The following is a 19,369-nucleotide window of genomic DNA, read 5'->3' on the forward strand; positions in this document are numbered from 1 at the left end:
CCCGGATTCGGGAGGGAGCGGCGTCGTGGGTGTGACCTCGGGCAATCACCATTCAGCCTCACCGCGTTCCTGGCCGATCGCTGAGTCGGGCACTGGTACGTGCTCGCGACGCGCACTCATGGTGACCCGACAGGAGCAAGCGACGACGACGACGCGCCGCCTGCCCAGCGAGGGAACACCTATGGCCTACACGTCGGTCACGTCGGGGCCGGTGCTGCGCGCCTGACACCGGTCTTCGTACGGAGCTCTCCCGGCCGGTCGGTCCGTGGCGCGGTCAGCCGGCGCGCAGTGGTCGGGTTCCGCATCCTGACGATGCTCCTGTCCAGCGGCACTGCCGAGCCGAGCCCCATGCCCGCGTAGACGAAGAAGAGCAGCGTCTGTGTCGACCCCGCGTACAGGGTCATCTCCGTCAAGGACATGGCGAGTACGGCGACGGTGAACAGCAGAGGTGCGTCACGTCGGCATGCCTGGCGCCGGAGCAGCCCTCCCAGGAACAACACGAGCGCCAGCAGTGCGGGCAGACCCACCGCGGCAAACACATTGACGAACAGGTTGTAGGGCATGACATATCGGGTGGGGTTCCAGCCGGCCACCTGGAAATGGTCCATGGACGACACGTGTCCCCATCCGCTCCCGAAGACGGGATTCTCCAGGCCGGAGCGGATTCCGTTGACGACGCTCTGCCTACGGAGAACCTCGCTGAAGCTGTTGAGGCCCAACCACTGGGTGACCAAGCCGACCATCTGCAGCCCTGCCAGCCCGAGACCCGCGAGAACGGCGGCGATCCTGACTGCTGAAAGCTTCTTCTGCGCCCAGACGACCAGCACGACGACGGTGGCGAACCACACGCCGCGCGTCTGCGTCAGGAAGATCCCGCAAAAGAGCACCGCGCCGACGAACCACCTGCCCCTGAACCGCAGTTCGGATGTGAGCAGCGGGCACAGCGCGGCCAGCAGAAGAGCGCCGGTCTGAGAGGGGTCGCCGATGTCCACCCCGAGGAGCCGCTGTTGCCCCAGCAGCACGCCGCCCACAAGGTTGGCGAGGGCGTAGCACAGTACGCCGTAGTAGACGAGTCTCCGGTCCACCCACCGGCGCGACAGGAGAACGAACACCGCACAGTAGGCGGTGATCCGGAGCAAGGGTGTGACGGTCAAGCCTGCGTAGAGCGTGGCCAGGAACGACCAGCCCAGGAACAGTGCGAGCCACAGGTTGACCGATCCGTTGCGTTCCGCCGAGGGACGGCGCTCTGCGACAACGCGCAGCAAGTAGGCAAGCAACAGCACGTCGCTGATGAGCAGCGGCCCCGCCACGGGGGCTTGCAGAGCGGTGATTGCGAACCCGTGGCCCAGCACGACGGCACCGGTCAGCAGGAGCTCGGGCGGCAGGAGCATCCCGAGCGTGGCCAGGGCCACCAACGTCGCCGCCACCGGCCATGCCGAGCCCAAGACGTCCGCCAGTGAGGCGGCGTCCAGCCCAGGCGCTGGAGGCCGCCCGGGGTCCAAGGTGGTCACTGGCACGGAAATTGCGGCGCTGACCATGAGCAGCACCTTCATTCGCGTCCTTGGCAATGTCACCGGGCCGAGTGTGGCCGCGCCGACACGGCACTGTGCATTCGGCACGCGGGAGCCCGCGTCCCCAATACGCCGTCGGAGGGTACTGATGGGTCCGGACCGGCTCGCCGACCCCTCCTGCGGCCTCCGCCCTGCGACGCTCATGCGAAAGCCGCGACCTCGGGGGACTTGGATGCACCGTACGAAGGGGACGACTGCCGTCCGGCAGCCCGTCCGAGACCTGCATCGCCTGGGTGATGTCGTGGACGAACTGCTCCACGCCCTAGTTGAGTTGGAGCAGCGCGTGCATCGGGCAAGCAGCCACTACGACACCGGTCCGTGGCAGGCCGAGAACTTCGCCCGGCACCTTCCCGGAAAACGCGAGCTGAGCCTCGTCGCGACCGTGCGCGGGAAGCCGGTCGGATTCGTGATCGCTTCCCGGCGTCCCGAGGGCGCGCACATTCACCGCGTGGCCACCGACCCTCGTCACCAGGGCACCGGTATCGCTTCTCGGCTGCTCGCCCACCTCCTGGCGGAAACGCCCGGCGTCGTCACTCTCATCTGCGACCCCCGCAACCAGCCGGCTCTTGACCTGTACGCGCGTGCGGGCTTCGGCGTCACCGGCACAACGCCGGAAGGCAAGTTGTCCCTGGCGGCCGGCACCCCACTCCATCGGTGACTGTTTCCCGAGAGGACGACGCGATGTTCTGCAGCAACCCCATGTTTGAGCGCAGCCTGTTCGTGGGGGCCCACCTCGACGACATCGAGCTGGCGGCCGGAGGGACCGCCGCTCGTCTCGTGGAGGCGGGAGCACGGGTGCGTTTCCTGGTGATGAGCCCATCGGACTACACCAGCTACGACGGGAGCCACTTCCGCGACGCCGACGTGGCGGTCGCCGAGGGCCAGCAAGCCGCCGCCACGCTCGGGGTCAAGGAGATCGACGTCCTGTCGTTCCCCGCCAAGGACGTGGAGAACCACTCGACCGTCGTGGAGTCGATCAACAAGGTCGTCGACGACTTCCGCCCGACGATGGTCTTCACACACTGGCCGTTCGACACCCATCGGTCCCATGCCAACACCGCGCTTGCCACCATCGCGGCGAGCCGGTACTACAACTCCGTCGTCATGTACGAGCCCATCACCCCGTCGGGGCGGAGCTATGTCGGTTTCCGCCCACAGCTCTACATCAACATCGACGACACCATCGAGAAGAAGCTGCAGGCCCTGCGTCAGCACAAGTCGGAATACACCAAGTACGGGGAGCAGTGGATCGAAGGCGTCGAGGCCCGCTCCCGGTACCGCGGTTACGAGATGCGTGCCCGGTACGGCGAGGCGTTCGAAGTGTCCCGGCTGGAAGGCGTGCTGGTATGAGGGTCACCATCCACCAGCCCGAGCACCTGCCCTGGCTCGGCCTCCTGTCCAAGGTCGCCGCGTCGGACCTGTGGATCGTCCTCGACGCGGTGCCGTACCGGAAGAACTATTTCCAGAACCGCAACAGGGTCCTGCTGGACGGCCGGCCCACCTGGTTGACCGTTCCGGTGACCGCCCCGTTCGGCACGCGGATCCGCGATGTGCAGATCTGCGAGGTGCCCTCCTGGCGGCGGCGCTACCGTGGACGCCTCATCCAGGCGCTGTCCGGGACCCCGGGCGTGGACCGTATCGGCGACCTGCTGTCGGTGATCGACGAGGCACCGCCCGGCGGCTCCCTGGCCGACCTCAACCTCGACCTCGCGGACTGGATGCTGTCCCAGTTCGACGTCAAGGTGCCGACGGTCCGTTCTTCCGAGCTCGACGCCCCCGGAACCAAGTCCGAACTGATCCTCAACCTGTGCCGGGCGGTAGGCGCCGACGAGTACCTCGCAGGCCCCTCCGGGCGCGACTACCTCGACCTCGACGCCTTCGCCGACTACGGAATCACCGTGCACTTCTTCGAATTCGCCCACCCGACGTACGCCCAGGGCTGCGATCCCTTCGTCCCGTGCCTGTCGGCCGTCGACGCCTGGTCGCGGGTCCCCCCGGCCGAGCTGGCGCCCCTGCTGACCGGCTACCGGCTCCAGGACGTGTGATGACCACCCACTCCACCGCCCCCGTGGAACGGCAGCGCATCACCGTCGTGACCATCTCGGGCCACCGGCAGCGCGGCGTCGAGGACTCCGCCGACTTCCGCTCGTGGAACGCGCTCGCCGACCGGCTCGGTCACGCCTGGTGCATCTGGGCGGGCCCGCACCTGGAATGCGACCGCGGCTCGATGCACGTGGTACGGCGCCCGCGCCGCCCGGGGCCGCAGTCCCTGCTCTGGGTCGCCGGATCGGTCCGTCTCGGGGTGCGCCACGCGCGTGCGGCCGCCCGCAGGGGCGAGACCGTCGTCCTCAACGGGGCCGAGCCGTGGGGCTGGCTGGCGGCCTGGACCGTGTCACTGTTGGTCAGGCGTCCCTGGCTCATGGACGTCCACGGCGACTATCTCGGTCTGCCGGTCGCCTCACTGGGCCGATGGCGGAAGGCCGTCCTCGAACGGTCGGTCGTCGCGTTCGCCCGCCGGGCCACCGAGCGCAGAGTGGTGGCCCAGTCGATGGCCGACGCGTTGTCGCAGCGCGGCATTCCGTCCGCTCTCGTGCCGCCGCGGCTCCAGCCGGTCTGGGAGGATCCGCCGGTCCGCACCCTCCCGCCCCTGGCCGGACCCGGTCTGTCGCTCCTCGCGGTCGGCCGGCTCGTACCGTCCAAGGGGTACGACATCCTCCTGACGGCGCTCGCCACGCTGATCGAGACGGTTCCGGCGGCCCGGCTGCGCATCGTCGGTGACGGTCCCGAGAAGGCGGGGCTCGTGGCGCTTGCCGAACGGCTCGGCCTGGCCGACAGGGTCACCTTCCTCGGAGCGCGCGACATCGACGACGTGCGGAAGGAGTACGCGCGCGCCGACCTCTTCGTCATCTCGTCGAGGGACGAAGGGCTGCCGAGAACCCTGCTGGAAGCGGCGTCTGCGGCCGTCCCCGTCGTGGCGACCCGTGTCGGGGGCATTCCGGCTGCCGTGTCCGACTGGCCCGCCGTCGTACTGGTTCCGCCCGACGCCGGGGCGCTCGCCGAGGGTCTGCGACAGGTGGCGGCGTCCCCGCCCCGGCCCGAGGACCTGGCCGCTGTACGCCGAAAAGTCCTCGCGGCCCACGCCTTCTCCGTCAACCTCGAGGACCTCGGCCGCCTCTATCGCCGTGTCACGGCCCGGGCCCCGCGGTGGCGATAGCCGTCCGTTGCGAGACGCCGCGGCGACGCAGCACGCGCGCGGGGTTGCCGGCCACGACGGCGTACTCGGGGACGTCGCGCGTGACGACCGACCCCGCTCCGATCACGCTCCCCGACCCGACGGTCACCCCGTCCAGCAGGATCGTGTGTGCCCCGATCCACACGTCGTTCCCGACGACGACCCCTCGGGCCGTGATCGGCTGGCAGCGGATGGGGAGGGCGAGGTCGTCGACCCCGTGGTTGAAGGCGACGATGACGACGCCGGTCGCGATGCGGCACCCGTCCTGCACGGTGATCCCGCCGGCGCCGTAGAGGACGACGCGGTTGTTCAGTGAGCAGTCGCTGCCGATCGTGATGGAGCCGCCCTGCGGGACCAGCTCCACGTGGCGGCCGACCAGGGTCCGCTGCCCGATGGCGATGCGGGCATGCTCCTGGATCACTGCCCGCGGAGAGATGTACGACCCGGTTCCGATGCGCGTGCCGCGCAGCCGGGGGGGAATGTTGGCGCATGCCCGTAGCCACCTCACGGCACCAGCCCCTTATGAAATGCCACGGCCCGCTGCTTCCTTCGGTGGTCTCAGCCGCTGAGTGTCCGGGCGCGCCTGCGCGCCTGGACGCCGACACGTCGTGCGGCCTTCTCGTAGACGGATGCCGGCAGTGCCCTGCGGGCAACGGAGGCCGCCCATACGTACGGCGGCCGATGGAGCCCGAGACGGTAGCGCAAGGCTCCGGGGCCCGTGGTCCTGCGTGGGCTGCTCACCGTTGTCAGCCACTTCCTCACGGAGCCACTGCCCCCGGGGGCGGCCAGGGCGTCCGGGGTGACGAAGTGCAGGTTCTGCTCGCGCAGCCGCCGCTCGACGGTCTCCTGCCGGTGGACCTGGCTGGGGATCTTCCGCACGTCGAAGTCCAGGTAGACGCTCTTCAGCCGCTTGGTCAGGCCGCTGTCGAGAAGGTCCTCGAGTACGTCGCACTCGCTGCCCTCGCAGTTCAGCTTCAGATAGATCTCATCGCCGGGCGTCGTGTTGTCCGCCAGCCAGTCCGCGGCCCTCACCAGGGTGATGGCCTCCGCCTGGACGTGTGCGTCGAGTTGCTTCTTGTCGGCGTATACGCTCGCGCCCAGCAGGCCCGTGCCGTACAGGGTCGCCTCGCCGGTCCTGTTGGACAGCCCCGCGGGCACGACCTGCACTCTGATGTCGCGGAAGCCGCTCAGGATGCGCCGGCAGGGCTCCGCCGGCTCGAAGCAGTAGATCTTGTCGAAGGCCCATGCGGGGTCCAGGGCGACATCGAGGGTTTCGCCGTAGTGACCGCCGACGTCGAGGAAGATACGCATGTCCGTCACTGCTCCTGCTCTCATGCCGCCACCGGTCGGGGCCCGGCCGGGGCGTGGCCCGGCCGCCGGGTCGAGCGTTCCGCGTCCTCGTGCACCCGGACCTCCGTTCTCGGGTGGGGGCCGTCGTCCACCCAGGTCCTCAGGTCTTCGGTGACGAGCATCAGCCCCATTCTTCACTCCCGATGAGACATATCCCGTTCAGACATGCTGAGAAGGGGCAATCCGTGCCGGCACACGTGACGCCGAACGAGCGCGGCCGGCCGCCGCCGGGGGCGCCGTCCCCCACCCATGGCTTCACCACCGGCATCGGCATGCCGACCGCACTTTCCCGGAACGCCGACGCCGACTGACTCTCCAACGCCCCGTGTTGTTGGAGATGAACCCAGTATGACCCGATACGTTATGTGGCGCAGATACCAGGTAACACCGAGGAGGGCACCGTGAGCCGAGTATCGACCGTTCGTCGTTGGGTCAGGCACTCTGGACTGGGGCCTGTGGCGTCAGTGCTGGGCGGGTACGTCGCCATGCGCACCCTGGGGACCGGCATCCGGAGGTACACGGCGCCGAGCGTCATGGACTTCACCCGCTCCGGAGGGAAGTTGACCACGTCGGCGCCGGGATTTCTGCGGGAACTGGGCTGGGAAGCGACAGAGATCGAGCGCGTCCTGAGCGAGTACCAGGAGGCCACCGAAGAACTAGCCGCCCGCTACGCCGACACGGCGCTCTGCTACCCCCGGACCCACGGCGTGGAAGCGGAGACCAGCGCGGTGCTGTACGGACTGAGCCGGCTGCTCAAGCCTCAGTCGGTAGTGGAGACCGGGGTGGCCGACGGCCGGTCCTCATGGCTGATCCTCGCCGCACTCGAGCGCAATGGCTCAGGGATGCTGCACAGCTTCGACGTCAACCACACCGCAGGCCGGCTGGTCGGCCAACACCCGCAGTGGCAGCTGGAGATCCTCGACGAGAAGGACCCCGCGCCAGGCTTCAGCCGGGCGCTGGAGCGCGTGGGGTCCATCGATTTGTTCTTCCACGACAGCGACCACCTGTATCTCCCGCAGCTGTTCGAGTACGGGCAGGCCTGGCCCAGGATGACGCAGGGCGGCGTCTTTGCCAGCGACGACGTCAACTGCAGCAGGGCCTTCCTGGACTTCTGCGGGCGCCGCCGCCAGCGCCCGGTCTTCCTGTTCGACTCCAGGAAGATCACGGGCGCGGTGCGGATGCCGCGCGTTCCGCAGCGGCGCGCTGAACAACTCCAGCAGCAGGTGGGCTAGATGGCCGACGTGATGCAGGGCAGGTCACACAGCGAACCGGACTCCGCCCAGCCCGGTTCGCGCCCGCGGCTCGTCTATGTGGTGCCGCACCTGTCTGAAGACGAGTCCGAACACTTCGCGCACATCCCGGCGTTGCTGGCGGCTCTGGGACAGCGTGTCGACGTCGCGGCCGCTGTGGAGCGTGGCAATCCTCCGGCGCAACTCGCCGGGGTCCGTCTCCTGATGCGCGTACCCGGCCGGAACCGGATCGGCCGGATGCTGGGCACCGCGCTCACGGTGCACCGCCTGTCCCGCGCGGGCTACCGGACCTACTTCCTGCGCTACTCCACCCTCTTCGTGATCGTTCTGATCCTGACCTACCCGCTGTACCGCCACCGCATCCTGCTCTGGCGCAGCGGTCTGCCCGACGTACGGAGTCCGGAGCAACCCAGGACCCTGCGGCTCAGGGCCCATGAGGTCCTCAACCTGCTCACGGCCCGGCTCGTGCACTGCCTGGTGACCGGCCCAGAGACCATGGTGCCGCTGATGGCCGGGTTGTGGGGCGTGCCGAGCCGACGGATGCGGCTGCTCTACAACGACGTCGACGCCGAACGATTCGCCCCCCTGGACGAGGCCGCACGCGACGAAGCGCGGACCGAACTCGGCTGGGGCGAGCACGAGTTGATCGTGTTCTTCGTGCACCGGCTGTCGTACCGCAAGGGAGTCACCCTCCTCGCACCCCTGTTGGACGCCGTCGCCTCGGACCCGCAGGTCCGCGACTGCGGCCTCCGGGTCCGGCTCGTGGTGGCCGGGGACGGCCCGGATCGGCCCCGCCTGGAACGCGAGGCGGCCGACCCGGCGAGGAGCGGACGCATGCAGTTGCTGGGCTCGGTTCCCAATCGCGACCTGCCCCGGCTGTACGCGGCGGCGGACGTCGTCGTCATGCCGAGCTACGAGGAGGGCTTCCCGCGGGTGCTGCTGGAGGCGATGGCCTCGGGCACACCGGTGGTGACGACCGACGCAGGCGGTTCGGTGGACGTGGTGGGTGCCGACTACCCCTACGTCGCGCCGGTCGGTGACCTCGACGCTCTGGCGGGGCACCTTCGGTCCCTGACGGCTGTCCCCCGCGCCGACCGGCGCGAGCTGGGGCTGCGGTTGCGGCACCGGGCGCAGAGCGAATTCTCCCCCGAGCGCGTGGCCGCGATGCTCCACGCGCTGCTGTGAGGGTGCGCCGCCGGCCACAGGCGCGGCGGCGCACCCGGCCGGATCAGCCGCGGTCGGCCCCGGCCCGCTGCCGGGCCTGGGCGCCGAAGCGGCGCGCAGCGAGCGCGTAGACGGGTCGCGGCAGCGCGGCCCGCGCGGCGTGCGTGGCCCACATGTAGGGCGGGCGGTGGAGTCCGAGACGGTAGCGCACCGTGCTCGCCGCGGCGGGCGAATGCGGGCTCACCAGCTCGAGCCACTCCCGCACCGCGGCGCCGCCTCCGTGGCTCTTCAGGGACTCGGGTGTGACGAACCTCTGGCCGTGGTGTCGCAGTCTGTCCTCCACGATCGCGTGCCGATGGGCCTGGCTGGGGATCTTGCGGACGTCGAAGTCGACGTAGATGCTCCGCAGCCGGCTGATCACGCCGCTGTCCAGGAGGTCCTCGAGTACATCGCACTCACTGCCTTCGCAGTTGAGCTTGAGGTAGATCTCGTCGTCGTCCGAGGTGTTCGCCCGCAGCCACTCCGTGGCGCGCAGCAGGGCGATGGTCTCCGCCCGGACGTGCCCGTCGCCCAACTCGCCCTTGTCGGCATACACACTCGCTCCGAGCAGACCCGCCCCGAACAGGGTCGCCTGCCCGGTCCTGTTGGAGAGGCCGGCCGGCACGATGTGCACCCGGGAGTCGCGGAACCCTCGGAGAATGCGCCGGCAGGGTTCCGCCGGCTCGAACGAGTAGATCTTCTCGAAGCCCCAGCGGGGGTCGAGGGCGACGTCGAGGGACTCGCCGTAGTGTCCGCCGACGTCAAGGAAGACGCGCATGCCGCCCACCGCTCTCCGTGTCACGCCGTCACGGCGGCCGCGTCGTGAAGGGGGCCGCGGGAACGGGTGGACAGCCATTTCCACTGGCGCTCGATGCCCTCGGTCAACGTGACCGAGGGGACGTAACCGAGCAGCTCTCGCGCCTTCGTGAGATTCGCTTCGGTCACCTGCACATCGCCCGGCTGGTGGGTGTCGTCGCGCACCGGAACCTCCGCCCCGGTGATGTCGGCGATCCTCCTCAGCACGTCGAGCACCGAAACGCTGTCCCCTCCGCCCACGTTGACCGCCTCCGCGGTCGCATCTACGGTCGCTGCGGCGACAGTGGCCGCCGCGGCGTCCGTGACGAAGGTGAAGTCCCGGCGCTGGCGGCCGTCCCCGTAGAGCTGCAGCGGCTCTCCCGTGAGGATTCCGCGCAACATCCGGCCGATAGCCATGTCCGGCCGCTGCCGGGGGCCGTACACCGTGAAATAGCGCAGTGCGACCACGCTCGTGGGGCTTGCCGGTGCGAGCGCGTAGGCGAGAGCAAGACGTTCGGCCGCGAGCTTGGTCACCCCGTACGGTGACAGAGGAGCGGTGGCGTCCTCCTCGCGCAGGGGGCCCCGGCCGACGGCGTCCCCGTAGACGCTGGAGGACGAGGCGAGGACGAGGCGGCGGACGCCTGAGGCCTGGCATGCATCCATCAACCGCTGCGTCGCCAGTACGTTGCACGCGAGGTACTCGCCGAAGCCGTCCCCCCACGACGGCCGGACGCCCGGAATGGCCGCGAGGTGAAACACGGTGTCCGCGGCGTGGACCCACGGCTTGAGCTCGTCCGTCACGAGGTCGCCCTGGACCAGGCGGAAACCCGGGTGTCCCATGACGCCCTCGAGGTTCTCCGCCGCCAAGGCGTTGTCGCGGGGCGAGCGCCGGTCGACGCCGAGAACGGTGACCCCGCGTTGCAGCAGGTTTTCTACGACATGGGAGCCGATGAAGCCCGCCGCCCCGGTCACAACAGCGCGTTCGATGCAATGAGTCGCACTCATCACGGATTCCCTTCCGTCGGCGCAGCTCGCACTGCGCCGGGCAGTTGCGGGCCTCACCAGTGAATTAGACACCCCATTTTTACTGCCCTGGGTGCCATTTCCGGTTTAGACATTCTCGGGAATTTTCGTGATGCCCGGCAGGGTGGATCGAAGTGAATGCCGGATTCGGATTCTTATATTTCCGCGTCAGACCGCAGCGGCCAGCCGCGCTTCCACCTCCGGCCGCCTTCGGCGGCACACGGCCAGGACATCGGGCCCCGCACGGAGCGGGTCCGGCGCTGGGACGAGCCGGTTGCGGTCCGGGTCGTAGAGCACCATGTCGTATCCGTGGTTACCGAGCCACCGGCGGACCTCACGGGCGGTGGAGCCGAAGTGGTGGAGGAACTTGTCGACGAGTTCGAGCATCCACACCGCCGGCTCGCCCCGGGCGATGAGTCGTTCGGCACCGCGAAGGGCCAGGTGTTCCGTGCCTTCGACGTCGAGCTTGCCCATCGCGAAGGAGCGTTCGGGGAGGGTGTCGTCGAGCCGGCCGAGCCTCACCTGCACGGCGCTGTCGCCGTCGGCCTCGGTCCGGATGCGTGAACCGGAGCCCCTCACCGCAAACGGCACGGTGCCCTGATCGGATCCGATCGCCATTTCGTGGACTGTCACCCAACGCAGGGAATTCGCGCCGACGTTGTCCTGGAGCCGTTTCGCGAACGCGGGCACGGCCTCGAAGGCATGTACGGCGCCGCTCGGTCCCACGAGCTGGGCGGCGAGCAAGGTGAACATTCCTTCGTTGGCACCGCCGTCGATGAACCCGTCTCCAGGCCGGAGATACCGCTTCATGAAAGTCATTTCTTCGTAATCCGGAAGTCCGCCGAAATAGACGAAGCGGCCCGGCTGCGTGCTGTCAGGATAGGCACGGAACGACATACCGTCGTAGACGGACAAGTCCAGTGGGCGCCCGACCAGCCTCTTCCAGGCTTGCCATCCCGCCATGGCGGCGAAGGCCTGGGGCCGCCGCCCGCGGTTGGCGGGATGTTCCCAGACCATTTTGGCCATGCCGTGAATTGTCGTCGGCATTCGTTTGATCCCTTTCAGCGCCCGTCATGAGAAGGAGTGCGCCGCTGCACTGGCGCCGCTCGGTACCATTTCTCGACGCGCTGCGCGACCCGGGACCAGTCCAGCTCCGCGGCCGCACGTACGCCGAGCCTGCTCATCCGGTTGCGGCCCGGTTCGTCGTCGAGCACGGTTCTCACCACCTGCACCAGGTCCGCCTTCGAGCCCGACGGGAAGACCCGGTAGGCCTCGCGGTCCGTGACCACCGGATCGAGCGAGGCGTCCGAGGACACCACGACGGGCGTGCCCAGCGCGAGCGCCTCCAACGCCGCCGTGGGCACGCCTTCGCCCTTCCCGGAAAGTCTGCGGGACGCGAGGACGAACACTTCGGCTCGCCGGACCAGGTCGTAGACCTTCTGCCGGGACAGGGGACCGACCAGTTCGACTCCCGGACCCCCCGCCGCGAGCCGGTCGAGGCGGTCCCGCTCGGGGCCTTCTCCTGCGATCACCAGACGCATGCCCGGTCGGTTGCGCGCCAGTTCGTGGAACGCCTCGATGAGCAGATGGTGGTTCTTCATCGGGTTCAGCGCGCCGACGCTGACGATCAGGCCGCGCTCACGGGCCACGGCATCGGCGGGGGCCGGCATGGCGGACAGCTCCAGGCCGCTGGACATGGTGAGGATGCGCTCCCGGTCCACGCCGCGCGCCGCGAGGTCGGCAGCGGTCGCCGACCCCAGGGCGATGAACGCCTTCACTTGCCGGAAAGCGTGCCGGGCGAGCCACTGATGCCGGTCGGTGAGTGCCGCATGCACCGTCAGGAACAGCGGAATTCCCAGGCGCCGGCACACGGGACCCAGCCCGGCGGCCTCGATGTGGTCGCCGTGGAGATGCACCAGGTCCACGTCGCGTCGGGCGGCGCAGAGGTCCTTGATCGCCGCAGCGGCTTCCGCCGCGAAGGCGAGCCGGTCGGACACCGGCCCGAGCATCCGGGACCGCGGGATCCTTCGCAGCGGCAGTCGCGTGGCTCCGACGGGTACCGTCGCCCCGTGCCGGAACGAGATGGACACCCGGTTTCCACCCGCGATCTGATGGCGCGTCAGGTATTCGACATGGCGTTCCATTCCCCCCGGCATAGGGGGGACCCGGTAGCTCACCCGCACGATATGCATCGTCGTGTTACTCCACCTCGCGTGTCGGCCCGTCACGTGACCACCGTTGCGGTCCCTGGTGACGGCCGCCCGCGATCTGTGCGCATCGAATGTCACCGAAGGATCGCGGCACAGCGTGCCGCCTGCCGTTCGCCTCGCCGATCCTCACCGGAAAGGACCAGTCAGGGGCCACGCGGCGCAGCCTCGGGTGCCAGGTACGCACAGGCGAGGGACCGGGATCGCAGTGCGCGACCCCAGGCCCCCTCGGCGGCGTACGAACGCCGGTTGCTTCACCGGCTCCGGCTCCGGCTCCCGCTCGCCGGGCCGGTGATCCGCGTCGCTGTGGCCCGTCTCAGGCCGGGACGAACACCACGCGGAACATTCTGGGCCAGAACTTTCCCGTGACCAGGAACTGGTCCGTCCCGGGGACGGCCGCGATTCCGTTCAGCGTTGCTCCCGGGACGAGTTCGTCGTCGCGCAGCAGGCCCGAGCCATCGATGCTCGCCGTCACCTCTCCGGTGGCGGGATCGATGCGCACGATCCGGTCGGTGAAGAGCACGTTGGCGTACACGGCGCCGCCGACGCACTCCAACTCGTTCAGCTCCTTCACCGGCCGTCCCCCTTCGGTCACGGCGACCTCGCCCGTCTTCGCGAGCGCCCTGGGGTCACGGAACGTCACCCGTGGCGGGCCGCCTACCGCTACCGAATCTCTGACTCAGGTCACTAGCTGGTGCCGGGCCCGCTCAAGGCACACGCCCCAGCGGTCGTCCTGGTACCGGACGCAGCTCCTTGAGCGTCTTGACGTCACGCTCGACGGCAGTCCGGTTCCGCCAGGTGAGCTGCCACGGGGTTCGGCCGAGCACGGTGATGCCCTCACCGAACAAGGGGGCGGGGAGTGCCGTGCGGATCGTGGGCTTCTCACTCGAAGGCCCTGTCCGTACCGAGGACCGGACGGAGATGCCGGTGCCTTCGTGGAGCGTGTCGCCGGCCATCTCGAGGCCCTGCGTGAACGCTTGCGGGTCGTGCGGAAAGGTCTTGAGCACCTTGACCCGCAGGTGCTCGACCCGGTGCGCGGCGACCCGCCTGCCGGATCGTCCGGTGCGTGCTCTCCCCTCGCGTACAACGCGAGCAGCAGCGCACTCAGGAGCACCGCCCCGGTGCGGCGCAGGCGCTCAGACACGGCAGGAACCGCCCGGTTTCAATGTGGCTCGCAGTGGCGTCACCAGGGACTGCCGCAGGAGGACCGGGGCGCGGTCCGCGTGCGGCTCCAGCAGGTGCAGCACCAGCGTGCGGCTGGAGCGGGCGGGCAGTTCCAGGTCCAGTGTGTACACGGAGTGGCCGCGTTCGACGCCGGGCGCGAGCTGCGCCGGGCGGCCGTCCAGGGTGGCGCCGGTCAGGGTGGCGCCGGTCAGGGTGGCGCCGACGCCCGCGTAGTACGACACCAGGAGCCGGTTGTCACCCGGCCGGGTGCGGTAGGGCGGGGAGTCCGTAGCCAGGCAGCCCGGAGACCGGGGCCCGGTTGGTCAGGGTCACGGTCGCGGTGACCGGGCGGTCGCCGCTGGAGCAGCCGTTCGTTTCCCAGACCAGGCTCCGGTCGAGGTAGTAGTCCAGTTTGGAGCCGGCCGCGTTGTTCACCACCAGCCCCGCGAAGGAGCCAGGAGTCTCCGGGAGCGTGCCCGAGTAGGGGCGCGACTGGATGAGACGCTGCTCCGCCGCATGCGCGCTCCACACCTTCAGCCGTCCGTCCCGCTGGGCGTCGTTCAGGGCGACGAGCAGGGCGGGCAGTCGGCGCATGTCGCCGGTCGCGGTGATCAGGGGGCCGGCAGCGGCGCGGGCCGCATCGACGAAGAACGCCTTGCGCCGGGCCACGTCGTCGTACATCGCGTAGCTGGCCCGTTCGGTGAGGTCCACGACGTTGTCGGCGGTGAGCTCGGTGCCGCCCGCCATGCGGGCCGGGCCGGTGACGCGCAGGAAACGGCTCAGCGTGGTGGAGTCGACGGCGAACACGCCGTCCACGCGCTCGCCGGTGTGTTTGCGCCACGCCGCGGCCCAGATGCGGGCCGCGTAGGGGAAGTGCGGGCTCATGTTGGAGTTGGCCCACACCCGGGTCGGCTCGCTGCCCTGATAGCGGGCCGCGAAGCCGGCTCCCAGGTCGAGGTCCGTCTTTGCCGTGGCCATCTCGGTGTTGTTGCCGAACCGCTCGAAGGACAGATGACCCCGGTCGGCCGACAGCACGGCGAAAGCCCCCGGAACGCCCCCGGTACCACGCGCCTCGGCGATGTTCTGGAACGCGAGGAAATAGCGCCGTTCCCCTCGCGCGCCGAGCATAGACGGCAGGACGCGGGCCGCCAGGGAGGCGTCGGTCATCACAGGGGCGAGGCGGTCGATCTGCCGCGCGAGCCCGGCCCGGGCCCGGTCGGCCGCCGGCAACCAGGTAGACCGGGGCAGCCCATGCACGTCGGCCTGCACCTCGACCGCGGTGCGGGCGGCCCGAACGACTTCCGGCGCGTGCTTCTGCAAGGTCATGAGGGCCTCCGACATCCCGTCACCACGACTGTCCGGCGTGGGTGGTGGCAGGGCTCGCGCCAGCGGGGACAGCACATCGCCTGCCAGCCGGTCGCGTACGCGGCCCCGCGCACGGTCCTGACCGGGCCACCGAGGAAGGGCAGCGCGGCTGCGGGGTACCAGGCCGGGCCGGTGGTGAGGCGATGCGCCCGAGCGGCGTGGGCGGCGGCGGAACGCACCTCCCGCTCCCGGGCGGACGCGGGCACGGCACCGGATGCGGCGCCGGGCACGGCCGCCACCGACTGCCGCAGCGCGTCGAGATCCCGCCCGGCCGCGATCAACTCGGAACGGGCCAGCAGCCCGGTGACACCGATCCAGACGGCGCCGGCCAGTGGGAGCGCCGCGGCGGCCAGCGGGTGTTCCTGAGCATGCGACGGCGTCCCGGTGCCCCCTCCCGGGAGCGGCCGGGCCTGCGCATGCGGAAGGCGTCTCGGCCGGGACCGGGACGCCGTGGTTCCGCCGTGCCGATGTCCTGCTCCGTCATGAACTGCGGCGACGGCGCACGGCCAGCCTCGTGCCCCCGCCCGCAGCGACCAGCCCGGCCGCGATGCCGCTCACTGTCAGGGCCTGCTCGCTGCTGGTGGCAGCTAGGGCCGAGCCGTGGTGGGAATTCCCCCGTCCGTCGGAGTCGTGCGGGCCGGGCCCACCTTGTCCGTCAAGACGGTCGGATCCGTTCGACCCGTAAGACCAGCTGGACTGCTCGTGCTCCGCGCGCAGCACCTTGATACGGGCGGAGAGCTTCAGCCTGGACTTGCGGCCCTCCAGCTCGAAGGTGTCGTATCCCGGCTTGGCCTTCCGCGGGATGGTCACCTTGCCCCTGACGACTCCCTGCGCATTCGCCCTGAACCTGCCCAGGACGACCTCATGCGAGTGCAGTTCCGCCACGACCCACTCGAAGGGGGCGAAGCAATTGCCACCGAACGTCAGCGTGCCCCCGGCGGGCACGACGGTGCGGCTCAAGGTGAGCTGCGGGGGCACCGGCGGATATGCGTGGCACGTTGGGCAAGGCGGCTGTGCGTGGGCGGTCTGCGCCCCCACCAGCGGTGCGGCAACGAGCACAGCAGTTGATGCTGCCGATGCCAGAGCAACCCGCCATCTGGGCGATGTCGTCATCTTCTTCACTCTCCTCGACTTCAGTCCGGGCCAGGCTGCAACGTCGGCTGTAAGCAAGATCGGGATACCAACATCTAGATACATGCAATAAATGGGATATATGGCATCGACTGGCACGGCGCTGCTCAGAAGTCACCCGATGGTGTAGCGCTTGCTTCTCGATGGCCCATGCCGTCACCCCGGCGGGGTGGTGTGCGTCGCGCGCGTCGTTTGGTGGTCCGACACAGGGGTGGCTCCCCCGGTTGACGCGCGCGAGTCCCTATCGTCGGCTGCATACACAGGGAACAGAACATTCTATTTCGGGTGGTTCCCTCGGTCCTATGAGGGGTGCAGCTTGGATCTCCACGGATTCCTGAAGGCTCTTGCCAGACGCTGGCCGACCGTCGTGGTCTGTCTCGTTCTCGCGACCGGAGCGGCGCTCGCCGCGACGAGCTTGAGCACACCCGTCTACGAGGCGAGGACCCAGCTCTTCGTCGCCACCCGCACCGGCGACGACACCGCCCAGATGAACCAGGGGCAGAGCTTCTCGCAGGCGCGCGTTCAGTCGTACGCCGCGATCGTGGCCACCCGTCAGGTGACCCGGCCCGTGGTGAAGGAGCTGCGACTGCGCACCACTCCGGAGGAACTGGCGTCGCGGATCACCGCCGCCGCCCCACTCAACACCGTGCTCATCGACATCACCGTCCGGGACGCCGAGCCCAAGCGTGCGGCGCGCATCGCCAACGCCGTGGCGCAGCGGTTCAGCGCGGTCGTCGAACGACTGGAGGCGCCCAAGCGCGCGCCCGGCTCGGAGCAGACAGGAAAGAGCCGCCGTACGGGCGCCGGTGCCTCGCCCGTCTCTCTGGGCATCACCCAGGAAGCCGTCGCCCCCGCCGGTCCGGTCTCCCCCCGCCCGTTGCTGAACCTGGTCGCAGGAGTGCTCGGCGGCCTGCTGCTCGGTGCCGGACTCGCCGCCCTGCGCGAGACCCTCGACACCACGCTCAAGACCAGCGAGGCGCTGGGCGAGTTCACCGCGCTGCCGGGTCTCGGCACCATCCCGTACGACAGGAACGTTCCCAAGCAACCGCTCGTCAGCGCCGACAGGCACTCCCACCGTGCCGAGGCCTTCCGCAAGCTGCGCACCAACCTGCAGTTCTCGCAGGTCGACGAGCCGCCCCGGATCATCGCGGTGACAAGTTCGGTGCCTGGTGAGGGCAAGACCAACACCGCGGTGAACCTCGCCCTCTCGCTCGCCGAGGCAGGTCTCTCCACTTGCCTCGTGGACGGCGACCTGCGCCGACCGTGCGTGGCCTCGACCTTCGGTCTCGTCCAGGACGCCGGTCTGACCACCGTGCTCATCGGACAGGCCCGCATCGAGGACGTGATGCAGCAGGCCGGCGGCCGGCTCTCGGTTCTCGCCAGCGGCGCCGTACCGCCGAACCCCACGGAGTTGCTCGCCTCGGCGCGCATGGAAGAGGTACTGCGCGAACTGGCCGACACCTACGAGGTCGTGATCATCGACACCGCGCCGCTGCTGCCGGTTGCCGACACCCTCGGACTCGCCTCCTTCGCCCAGGGCGCGCTGCTCGTCGTCCGCGCCGCGAAGACCAGCCGGGAACAGGTCCGCACCGCCGCGGAATCGCTGGACCGCGTGAGTGTCCGCGTCCTTGGCACCGTCTTCAACATGGCTCCGGTGCCCCGGGGCGATCGCTACGGCACCTACGGGCCGTACGGCGAGCTGCCCGCTCCTCGTGTGTCGGACCCTCGGAAGGAGGCCGCCGCGGCGACACGTCTCGCGGGCGAGAAATGACCCGTGTCCTGTTCGTCTGCACGGGCAACGTGCACCGCTCGGTGCTCGCCGAGCGGCTGCTGGCCGCGAAGCTTCCGCCCGGCTCGGCCGTGCGGCCGGAGAGCGCCGGCGCGGAGGCGTGGCCCCGGGCCGGCATGGAGAGCTCCACCAGGGCGGTGCTGGAGAAGCTGGGCGGTGACGGCTCCGGCTTCGCGGCCCGCCCGCTCACCGCGCAGCTCGTCGTGGGAGCGGCGCTGGTCCTCGGGCTCGCCATCGAGCACCGGGAGGCGGCCGTGCGGCTCGCGCCGTCGGCGATGCGGCGCTGCTTCACCCTGAAGGAGTTCGTGCGTCTCGCCGCGGGGGGAGTCGACGAAGTGCGGGGCGGGGAAGCGGGCGGGGAAGGCCCGCGGGTCGGGGACGGTTTCGACGTCGTCGTCGCGGCCGCGGCCGGCCGCCGGGGTGCCGCCGCCCCGGTCCCGCCGGCCGAGGATGACGTCGCGGACCCGTGGGGGAGGCCCCACCCTGTGCTGTACGAGTGCGCCCGCGAGATCGACGGGGAGGTGAGCACGCTCGCCCGGCTGCTGGGCGGCGGGACGAGCGTCTGAATCGAGGGTGCACGAGCGTCTGGATCAAGGGTGCACGAGGCTGCCACTCCGATCACGGACCGCCCTACGCGTCGTGCCAGTCGCTGAACGGCTACAGCTGGATGCAGGCGGCCCACTGTGTCGCCGGATAGGACAGTACGGCCCGCGGGCGCACCGGTCGCAGGGGCCGCGCTCGTTCGGTCTGACGACCGTGCGTGTCGCCCAAGACCTCGCGCAGCTGTTCCCGTGCCGTCCGGGCATCGAGTACCTTCCCGCGTCACCGGCCTGTCCGAGCGGACGGTGGAGCACCACCTGCAGACACTGCGGGAGATCGGGCTCGCCTGGGTCGTGGGTGGCACCCGGGTGCGTGGCGAGCCCGGGTGCCGGTCCACGGGTGCGGCCACTGGCCTGTCGTCGCACTTCGCCCCGCACAGCCGACGGCACGATCCGATGATGCGGATAGACAGCCGGCTGACGAGGCATACCAGTTGGACGGCCGCCTCTGGCAGAGCTCCTCGCTTCGCAAGGCCGACGTAGACCTCGCGGCGACGCTCGCTCGCGGGGCAGCCGAATGCAGCGAGATCCTGGTTCGAGTCCAGGTCTCTCGCATACACCGCCCGTGCACGAAGCCTGGAAACGGCTCACTCGTCGTTCAAGTACCAAGGGGACCAGGAACCGTAGCTCGTGCCTGCCACGATCTGCCACCGCACCCTGCTACCCTTGGACCCCCATGCGTTGGTGCTG

Annotated in this window: 22 protein-coding genes; 9 read left to right on the plus strand and 13 right to left on the minus strand. The window is 69.8% G+C overall.

What is annotated here, in order from left to right; all coding sequences use genetic code 11:
* Positions 1 to 197 precede the first annotated feature (197 nt).
* Entirely contained in the window at positions 198 to 1,538 is a 1,341-nt protein-coding gene (locus ACU6WZ_RS21580) for an O-antigen ligase family protein (RefSeq protein ID WP_447029778.1), read from the minus strand.
* A gap of 316 nt (positions 1,539 to 1,854) precedes the next feature.
* On the opposite strand from ACU6WZ_RS21580, the gene ACU6WZ_RS21585 reads away from it, so the two are divergent.
* From ACU6WZ_RS21585 to ACU6WZ_RS21600, 4 genes are read left to right on the plus strand one after another with little or no spacing between them, the layout of a single operon-like run.
* A complete protein-coding gene (locus tag ACU6WZ_RS21585) occupies positions 1,855 to 2,229 on the plus strand; it encodes a GNAT family N-acetyltransferase (RefSeq protein WP_447029780.1) in 375 nt (124 codons plus the stop codon).
* The gene (locus ACU6WZ_RS21590) at positions 2,226 to 2,921 is read left to right on the plus strand and encodes a PIG-L deacetylase family protein (RefSeq protein ID WP_447029781.1); all 696 of its coding nucleotides are present in this window, start codon (positions 2,226 to 2,228) and stop codon (positions 2,919 to 2,921) included. The genes ACU6WZ_RS21585 and ACU6WZ_RS21590 overlap by 4 nt, the downstream gene beginning before the upstream one ends.
* Entirely contained in the window at positions 2,918 to 3,616 is a 699-nt protein-coding gene (locus ACU6WZ_RS21595) for a WbqC family protein (protein ID WP_447029782.1), read from the plus strand. Before ACU6WZ_RS21590 ends, ACU6WZ_RS21595 begins: the two co-directional genes overlap by 4 nt.
* On the plus strand, positions 3,616 to 4,785 hold the full coding sequence (locus tag ACU6WZ_RS21600) for a glycosyltransferase (protein WP_447029783.1): 1,170 nt from the start codon (positions 3,616 to 3,618) through the stop codon (positions 4,783 to 4,785). The genes ACU6WZ_RS21595 and ACU6WZ_RS21600 overlap by 1 nt, the downstream gene beginning before the upstream one ends.
* Here the strand turns inward: ACU6WZ_RS21600 and ACU6WZ_RS21605 are convergent.
* The 3 genes from ACU6WZ_RS21605 to ACU6WZ_RS21615 form a co-directional block, all read right to left on the minus strand.
* Positions 4,757 to 5,224 (minus strand): acyltransferase, encoded by a 468-nt coding sequence (locus tag ACU6WZ_RS21605; RefSeq protein WP_447029784.1) that lies wholly within the window; start codon positions 5,222 to 5,224, stop codon positions 4,757 to 4,759. The two genes, ACU6WZ_RS21600 and ACU6WZ_RS21605, sit on opposite strands and share 29 nt — an antisense overlap.
* 137 nt (positions 5,225 to 5,361) lie before the next feature.
* Complete coding sequence (locus tag ACU6WZ_RS21610) at positions 5,362 to 6,114, minus strand: FkbM family methyltransferase (protein ID WP_447034174.1); 753 nt, start codon at positions 6,112 to 6,114, stop codon at positions 5,362 to 5,364.
* Between the two features lie 20 nt (positions 6,115 to 6,134).
* Positions 6,135 to 6,275, minus strand: a complete 141-nt coding sequence (locus tag ACU6WZ_RS21615; RefSeq protein ID WP_447029785.1) for a hypothetical protein — start codon at positions 6,273 to 6,275, stop codon at positions 6,135 to 6,137.
* Between the two features lie 63 nt (positions 6,276 to 6,338).
* Between ACU6WZ_RS21615 and ACU6WZ_RS21620 the strand changes: the two genes are divergently transcribed.
* From ACU6WZ_RS21620 to ACU6WZ_RS21630, 3 genes are all read left to right on the plus strand, one after another.
* On the plus strand, positions 6,339 to 6,464 hold the full coding sequence (locus ACU6WZ_RS21620; protein WP_447029786.1) for a hypothetical protein: 126 nt from the start codon (positions 6,339 to 6,341) through the stop codon (positions 6,462 to 6,464).
* 144 nt (positions 6,465 to 6,608) lie between these two features.
* Entirely contained in the window at positions 6,609 to 7,385 is a 777-nt protein-coding gene (locus tag ACU6WZ_RS21625) for a class I SAM-dependent methyltransferase (RefSeq protein WP_447029787.1), read from the plus strand.
* Positions 7,386 to 8,588: a glycosyltransferase family 4 protein gene (locus ACU6WZ_RS21630; RefSeq protein ID WP_447029788.1), complete on the plus strand. Its 1,203-nt coding sequence runs from the start codon at positions 7,386 to 7,388 to the stop codon at positions 8,586 to 8,588.
* A gap of 43 nt (positions 8,589 to 8,631) precedes the next feature.
* On the opposite strand, the gene ACU6WZ_RS21635 is transcribed toward ACU6WZ_RS21630, so the two are convergent.
* The 9 genes from ACU6WZ_RS21635 to ACU6WZ_RS21675 form a co-directional block, all read right to left on the minus strand.
* Positions 8,632 to 9,408: an FkbM family methyltransferase gene (locus ACU6WZ_RS21635; RefSeq protein ID WP_447029789.1), complete on the minus strand. Its 777-nt coding sequence runs from the start codon at positions 9,406 to 9,408 to the stop codon at positions 8,632 to 8,634.
* Positions 9,405 to 10,406: an NAD-dependent epimerase/dehydratase family protein gene (locus ACU6WZ_RS21640; RefSeq protein ID WP_447029790.1), complete on the minus strand. Its 1,002-nt coding sequence runs from the start codon at positions 10,404 to 10,406 to the stop codon at positions 9,405 to 9,407. Before ACU6WZ_RS21640 ends, ACU6WZ_RS21635 begins: the two co-directional genes overlap by 4 nt.
* 186 nt (positions 10,407 to 10,592) lie before the next feature.
* Positions 10,593 to 11,450: an FkbM family methyltransferase gene (locus tag ACU6WZ_RS21645; RefSeq protein ID WP_447029791.1), complete on the minus strand. Its 858-nt coding sequence runs from the start codon at positions 11,448 to 11,450 to the stop codon at positions 10,593 to 10,595.
* Positions 11,451 to 11,485: 35 nt separating this feature from the next.
* On the minus strand, positions 11,486 to 12,568 hold the full coding sequence (locus ACU6WZ_RS21650; RefSeq protein WP_447029792.1) for a glycosyltransferase family 4 protein: 1,083 nt from the start codon (positions 12,566 to 12,568) through the stop codon (positions 11,486 to 11,488).
* Between the two features lie 379 nt (positions 12,569 to 12,947).
* A complete protein-coding gene (locus ACU6WZ_RS21655) occupies positions 12,948 to 13,274 on the minus strand; it encodes a glutaminyl-peptide cyclotransferase (protein WP_447029793.1) in 327 nt (108 codons plus the stop codon).
* A 64-nt stretch (positions 13,275 to 13,338) separates the two neighbouring features.
* The gene (locus ACU6WZ_RS21660) at positions 13,339 to 13,638 is read right to left on the minus strand and encodes a glutaminyl-peptide cyclotransferase (RefSeq protein ID WP_447029794.1); all 300 of its coding nucleotides are present in this window, start codon (positions 13,636 to 13,638) and stop codon (positions 13,339 to 13,341) included.
* 129 nt (positions 13,639 to 13,767) lie between these two features.
* Complete coding sequence (locus ACU6WZ_RS21665; RefSeq protein ID WP_447029795.1) at positions 13,768 to 14,037, minus strand: hypothetical protein; 270 nt, start codon at positions 14,035 to 14,037, stop codon at positions 13,768 to 13,770.
* A 13-nt stretch (positions 14,038 to 14,050) separates the two neighbouring features.
* The gene (locus ACU6WZ_RS21670; protein ID WP_447029796.1) at positions 14,051 to 15,121 is read right to left on the minus strand and encodes a DUF4012 domain-containing protein; all 1,071 of its coding nucleotides are present in this window, start codon (positions 15,119 to 15,121) and stop codon (positions 14,051 to 14,053) included.
* A 519-nt stretch (positions 15,122 to 15,640) separates the two neighbouring features.
* Positions 15,641 to 16,120 (minus strand): hypothetical protein, encoded by a 480-nt coding sequence (locus ACU6WZ_RS21675; RefSeq protein ID WP_447029797.1) that lies wholly within the window; start codon positions 16,118 to 16,120, stop codon positions 15,641 to 15,643.
* 487 nt (positions 16,121 to 16,607) lie between these two features.
* On the opposite strand from ACU6WZ_RS21675, the gene ACU6WZ_RS21680 reads away from it, so the two are divergent.
* Together ACU6WZ_RS21680 and ACU6WZ_RS21685 are read left to right on the plus strand one after the other, a co-directional pair.
* Complete coding sequence (locus tag ACU6WZ_RS21680) at positions 16,608 to 18,062, plus strand: tyrosine-protein kinase domain-containing protein (protein WP_447029798.1); 1,455 nt, start codon at positions 16,608 to 16,610, stop codon at positions 18,060 to 18,062.
* A complete protein-coding gene (locus ACU6WZ_RS21685; RefSeq protein ID WP_447029799.1) occupies positions 18,059 to 18,646 on the plus strand; it encodes an arsenate reductase/protein-tyrosine-phosphatase family protein in 588 nt (195 codons plus the stop codon). Before ACU6WZ_RS21680 ends, ACU6WZ_RS21685 begins: the two co-directional genes overlap by 4 nt.
* Positions 18,647 to 19,369: the final 723 nt, after the last annotated feature.

Source organism: Streptomyces hypolithicus (genome assembly GCF_052934925.1).

What these genes read in the sequence shown, in the direction of transcription:
- ACU6WZ_RS21645 (WP_447029791.1), bottom strand. Translation starts at nt 11,450, where the DNA reads ATGGCCAAAATGGTCTGGGAACATCCCGCCAACCGCGGGCGGCGGCCC.
- ACU6WZ_RS21615 (WP_447029785.1), bottom strand. Translation starts at nt 6,275, where the DNA reads ATGCTCGTCACCGAAGACCTGAGGACCTGGGTGGACGACGGCCCCCAC.
- ACU6WZ_RS21670 (WP_447029796.1), bottom strand. Translation starts at nt 15,121, where the DNA reads ATGACCTTGCAGAAGCACGCGCCGGAAGTCGTTCGGGCCGCCCGCACC.
- ACU6WZ_RS21630 (WP_447029788.1), top strand. Translation starts at nt 7,386, where the DNA reads ATGGCCGACGTGATGCAGGGCAGGTCACACAGCGAACCGGACTCCGCC.
- ACU6WZ_RS21685 (WP_447029799.1), top strand. Translation starts at nt 18,059, where the DNA reads ATGACCCGTGTCCTGTTCGTCTGCACGGGCAACGTGCACCGCTCGGTG.
- ACU6WZ_RS21580 (WP_447029778.1), bottom strand. Translation starts at nt 1,538, where the DNA reads ATGGTCAGCGCCGCAATTTCCGTGCCAGTGACCACCTTGGACCCCGGG.
- ACU6WZ_RS21640 (WP_447029790.1), bottom strand. Translation starts at nt 10,406, where the DNA reads ATGAGTGCGACTCATTGCATCGAACGCGCTGTTGTGACCGGGGCGGCG.
- ACU6WZ_RS21610 (WP_447034174.1), bottom strand. Translation starts at nt 6,114, where the DNA reads ATGCGTATCTTCCTCGACGTCGGCGGTCACTACGGCGAAACCCTCGAT.
- ACU6WZ_RS21595 (WP_447029782.1), top strand. Translation starts at nt 2,918, where the DNA reads ATGAGGGTCACCATCCACCAGCCCGAGCACCTGCCCTGGCTCGGCCTC.
- ACU6WZ_RS21600 (WP_447029783.1), top strand. Translation starts at nt 3,616, where the DNA reads ATGACCACCCACTCCACCGCCCCCGTGGAACGGCAGCGCATCACCGTC.
- ACU6WZ_RS21650 (WP_447029792.1), bottom strand. Translation starts at nt 12,568, where the DNA reads ATGGAACGCCATGTCGAATACCTGACGCGCCATCAGATCGCGGGTGGA.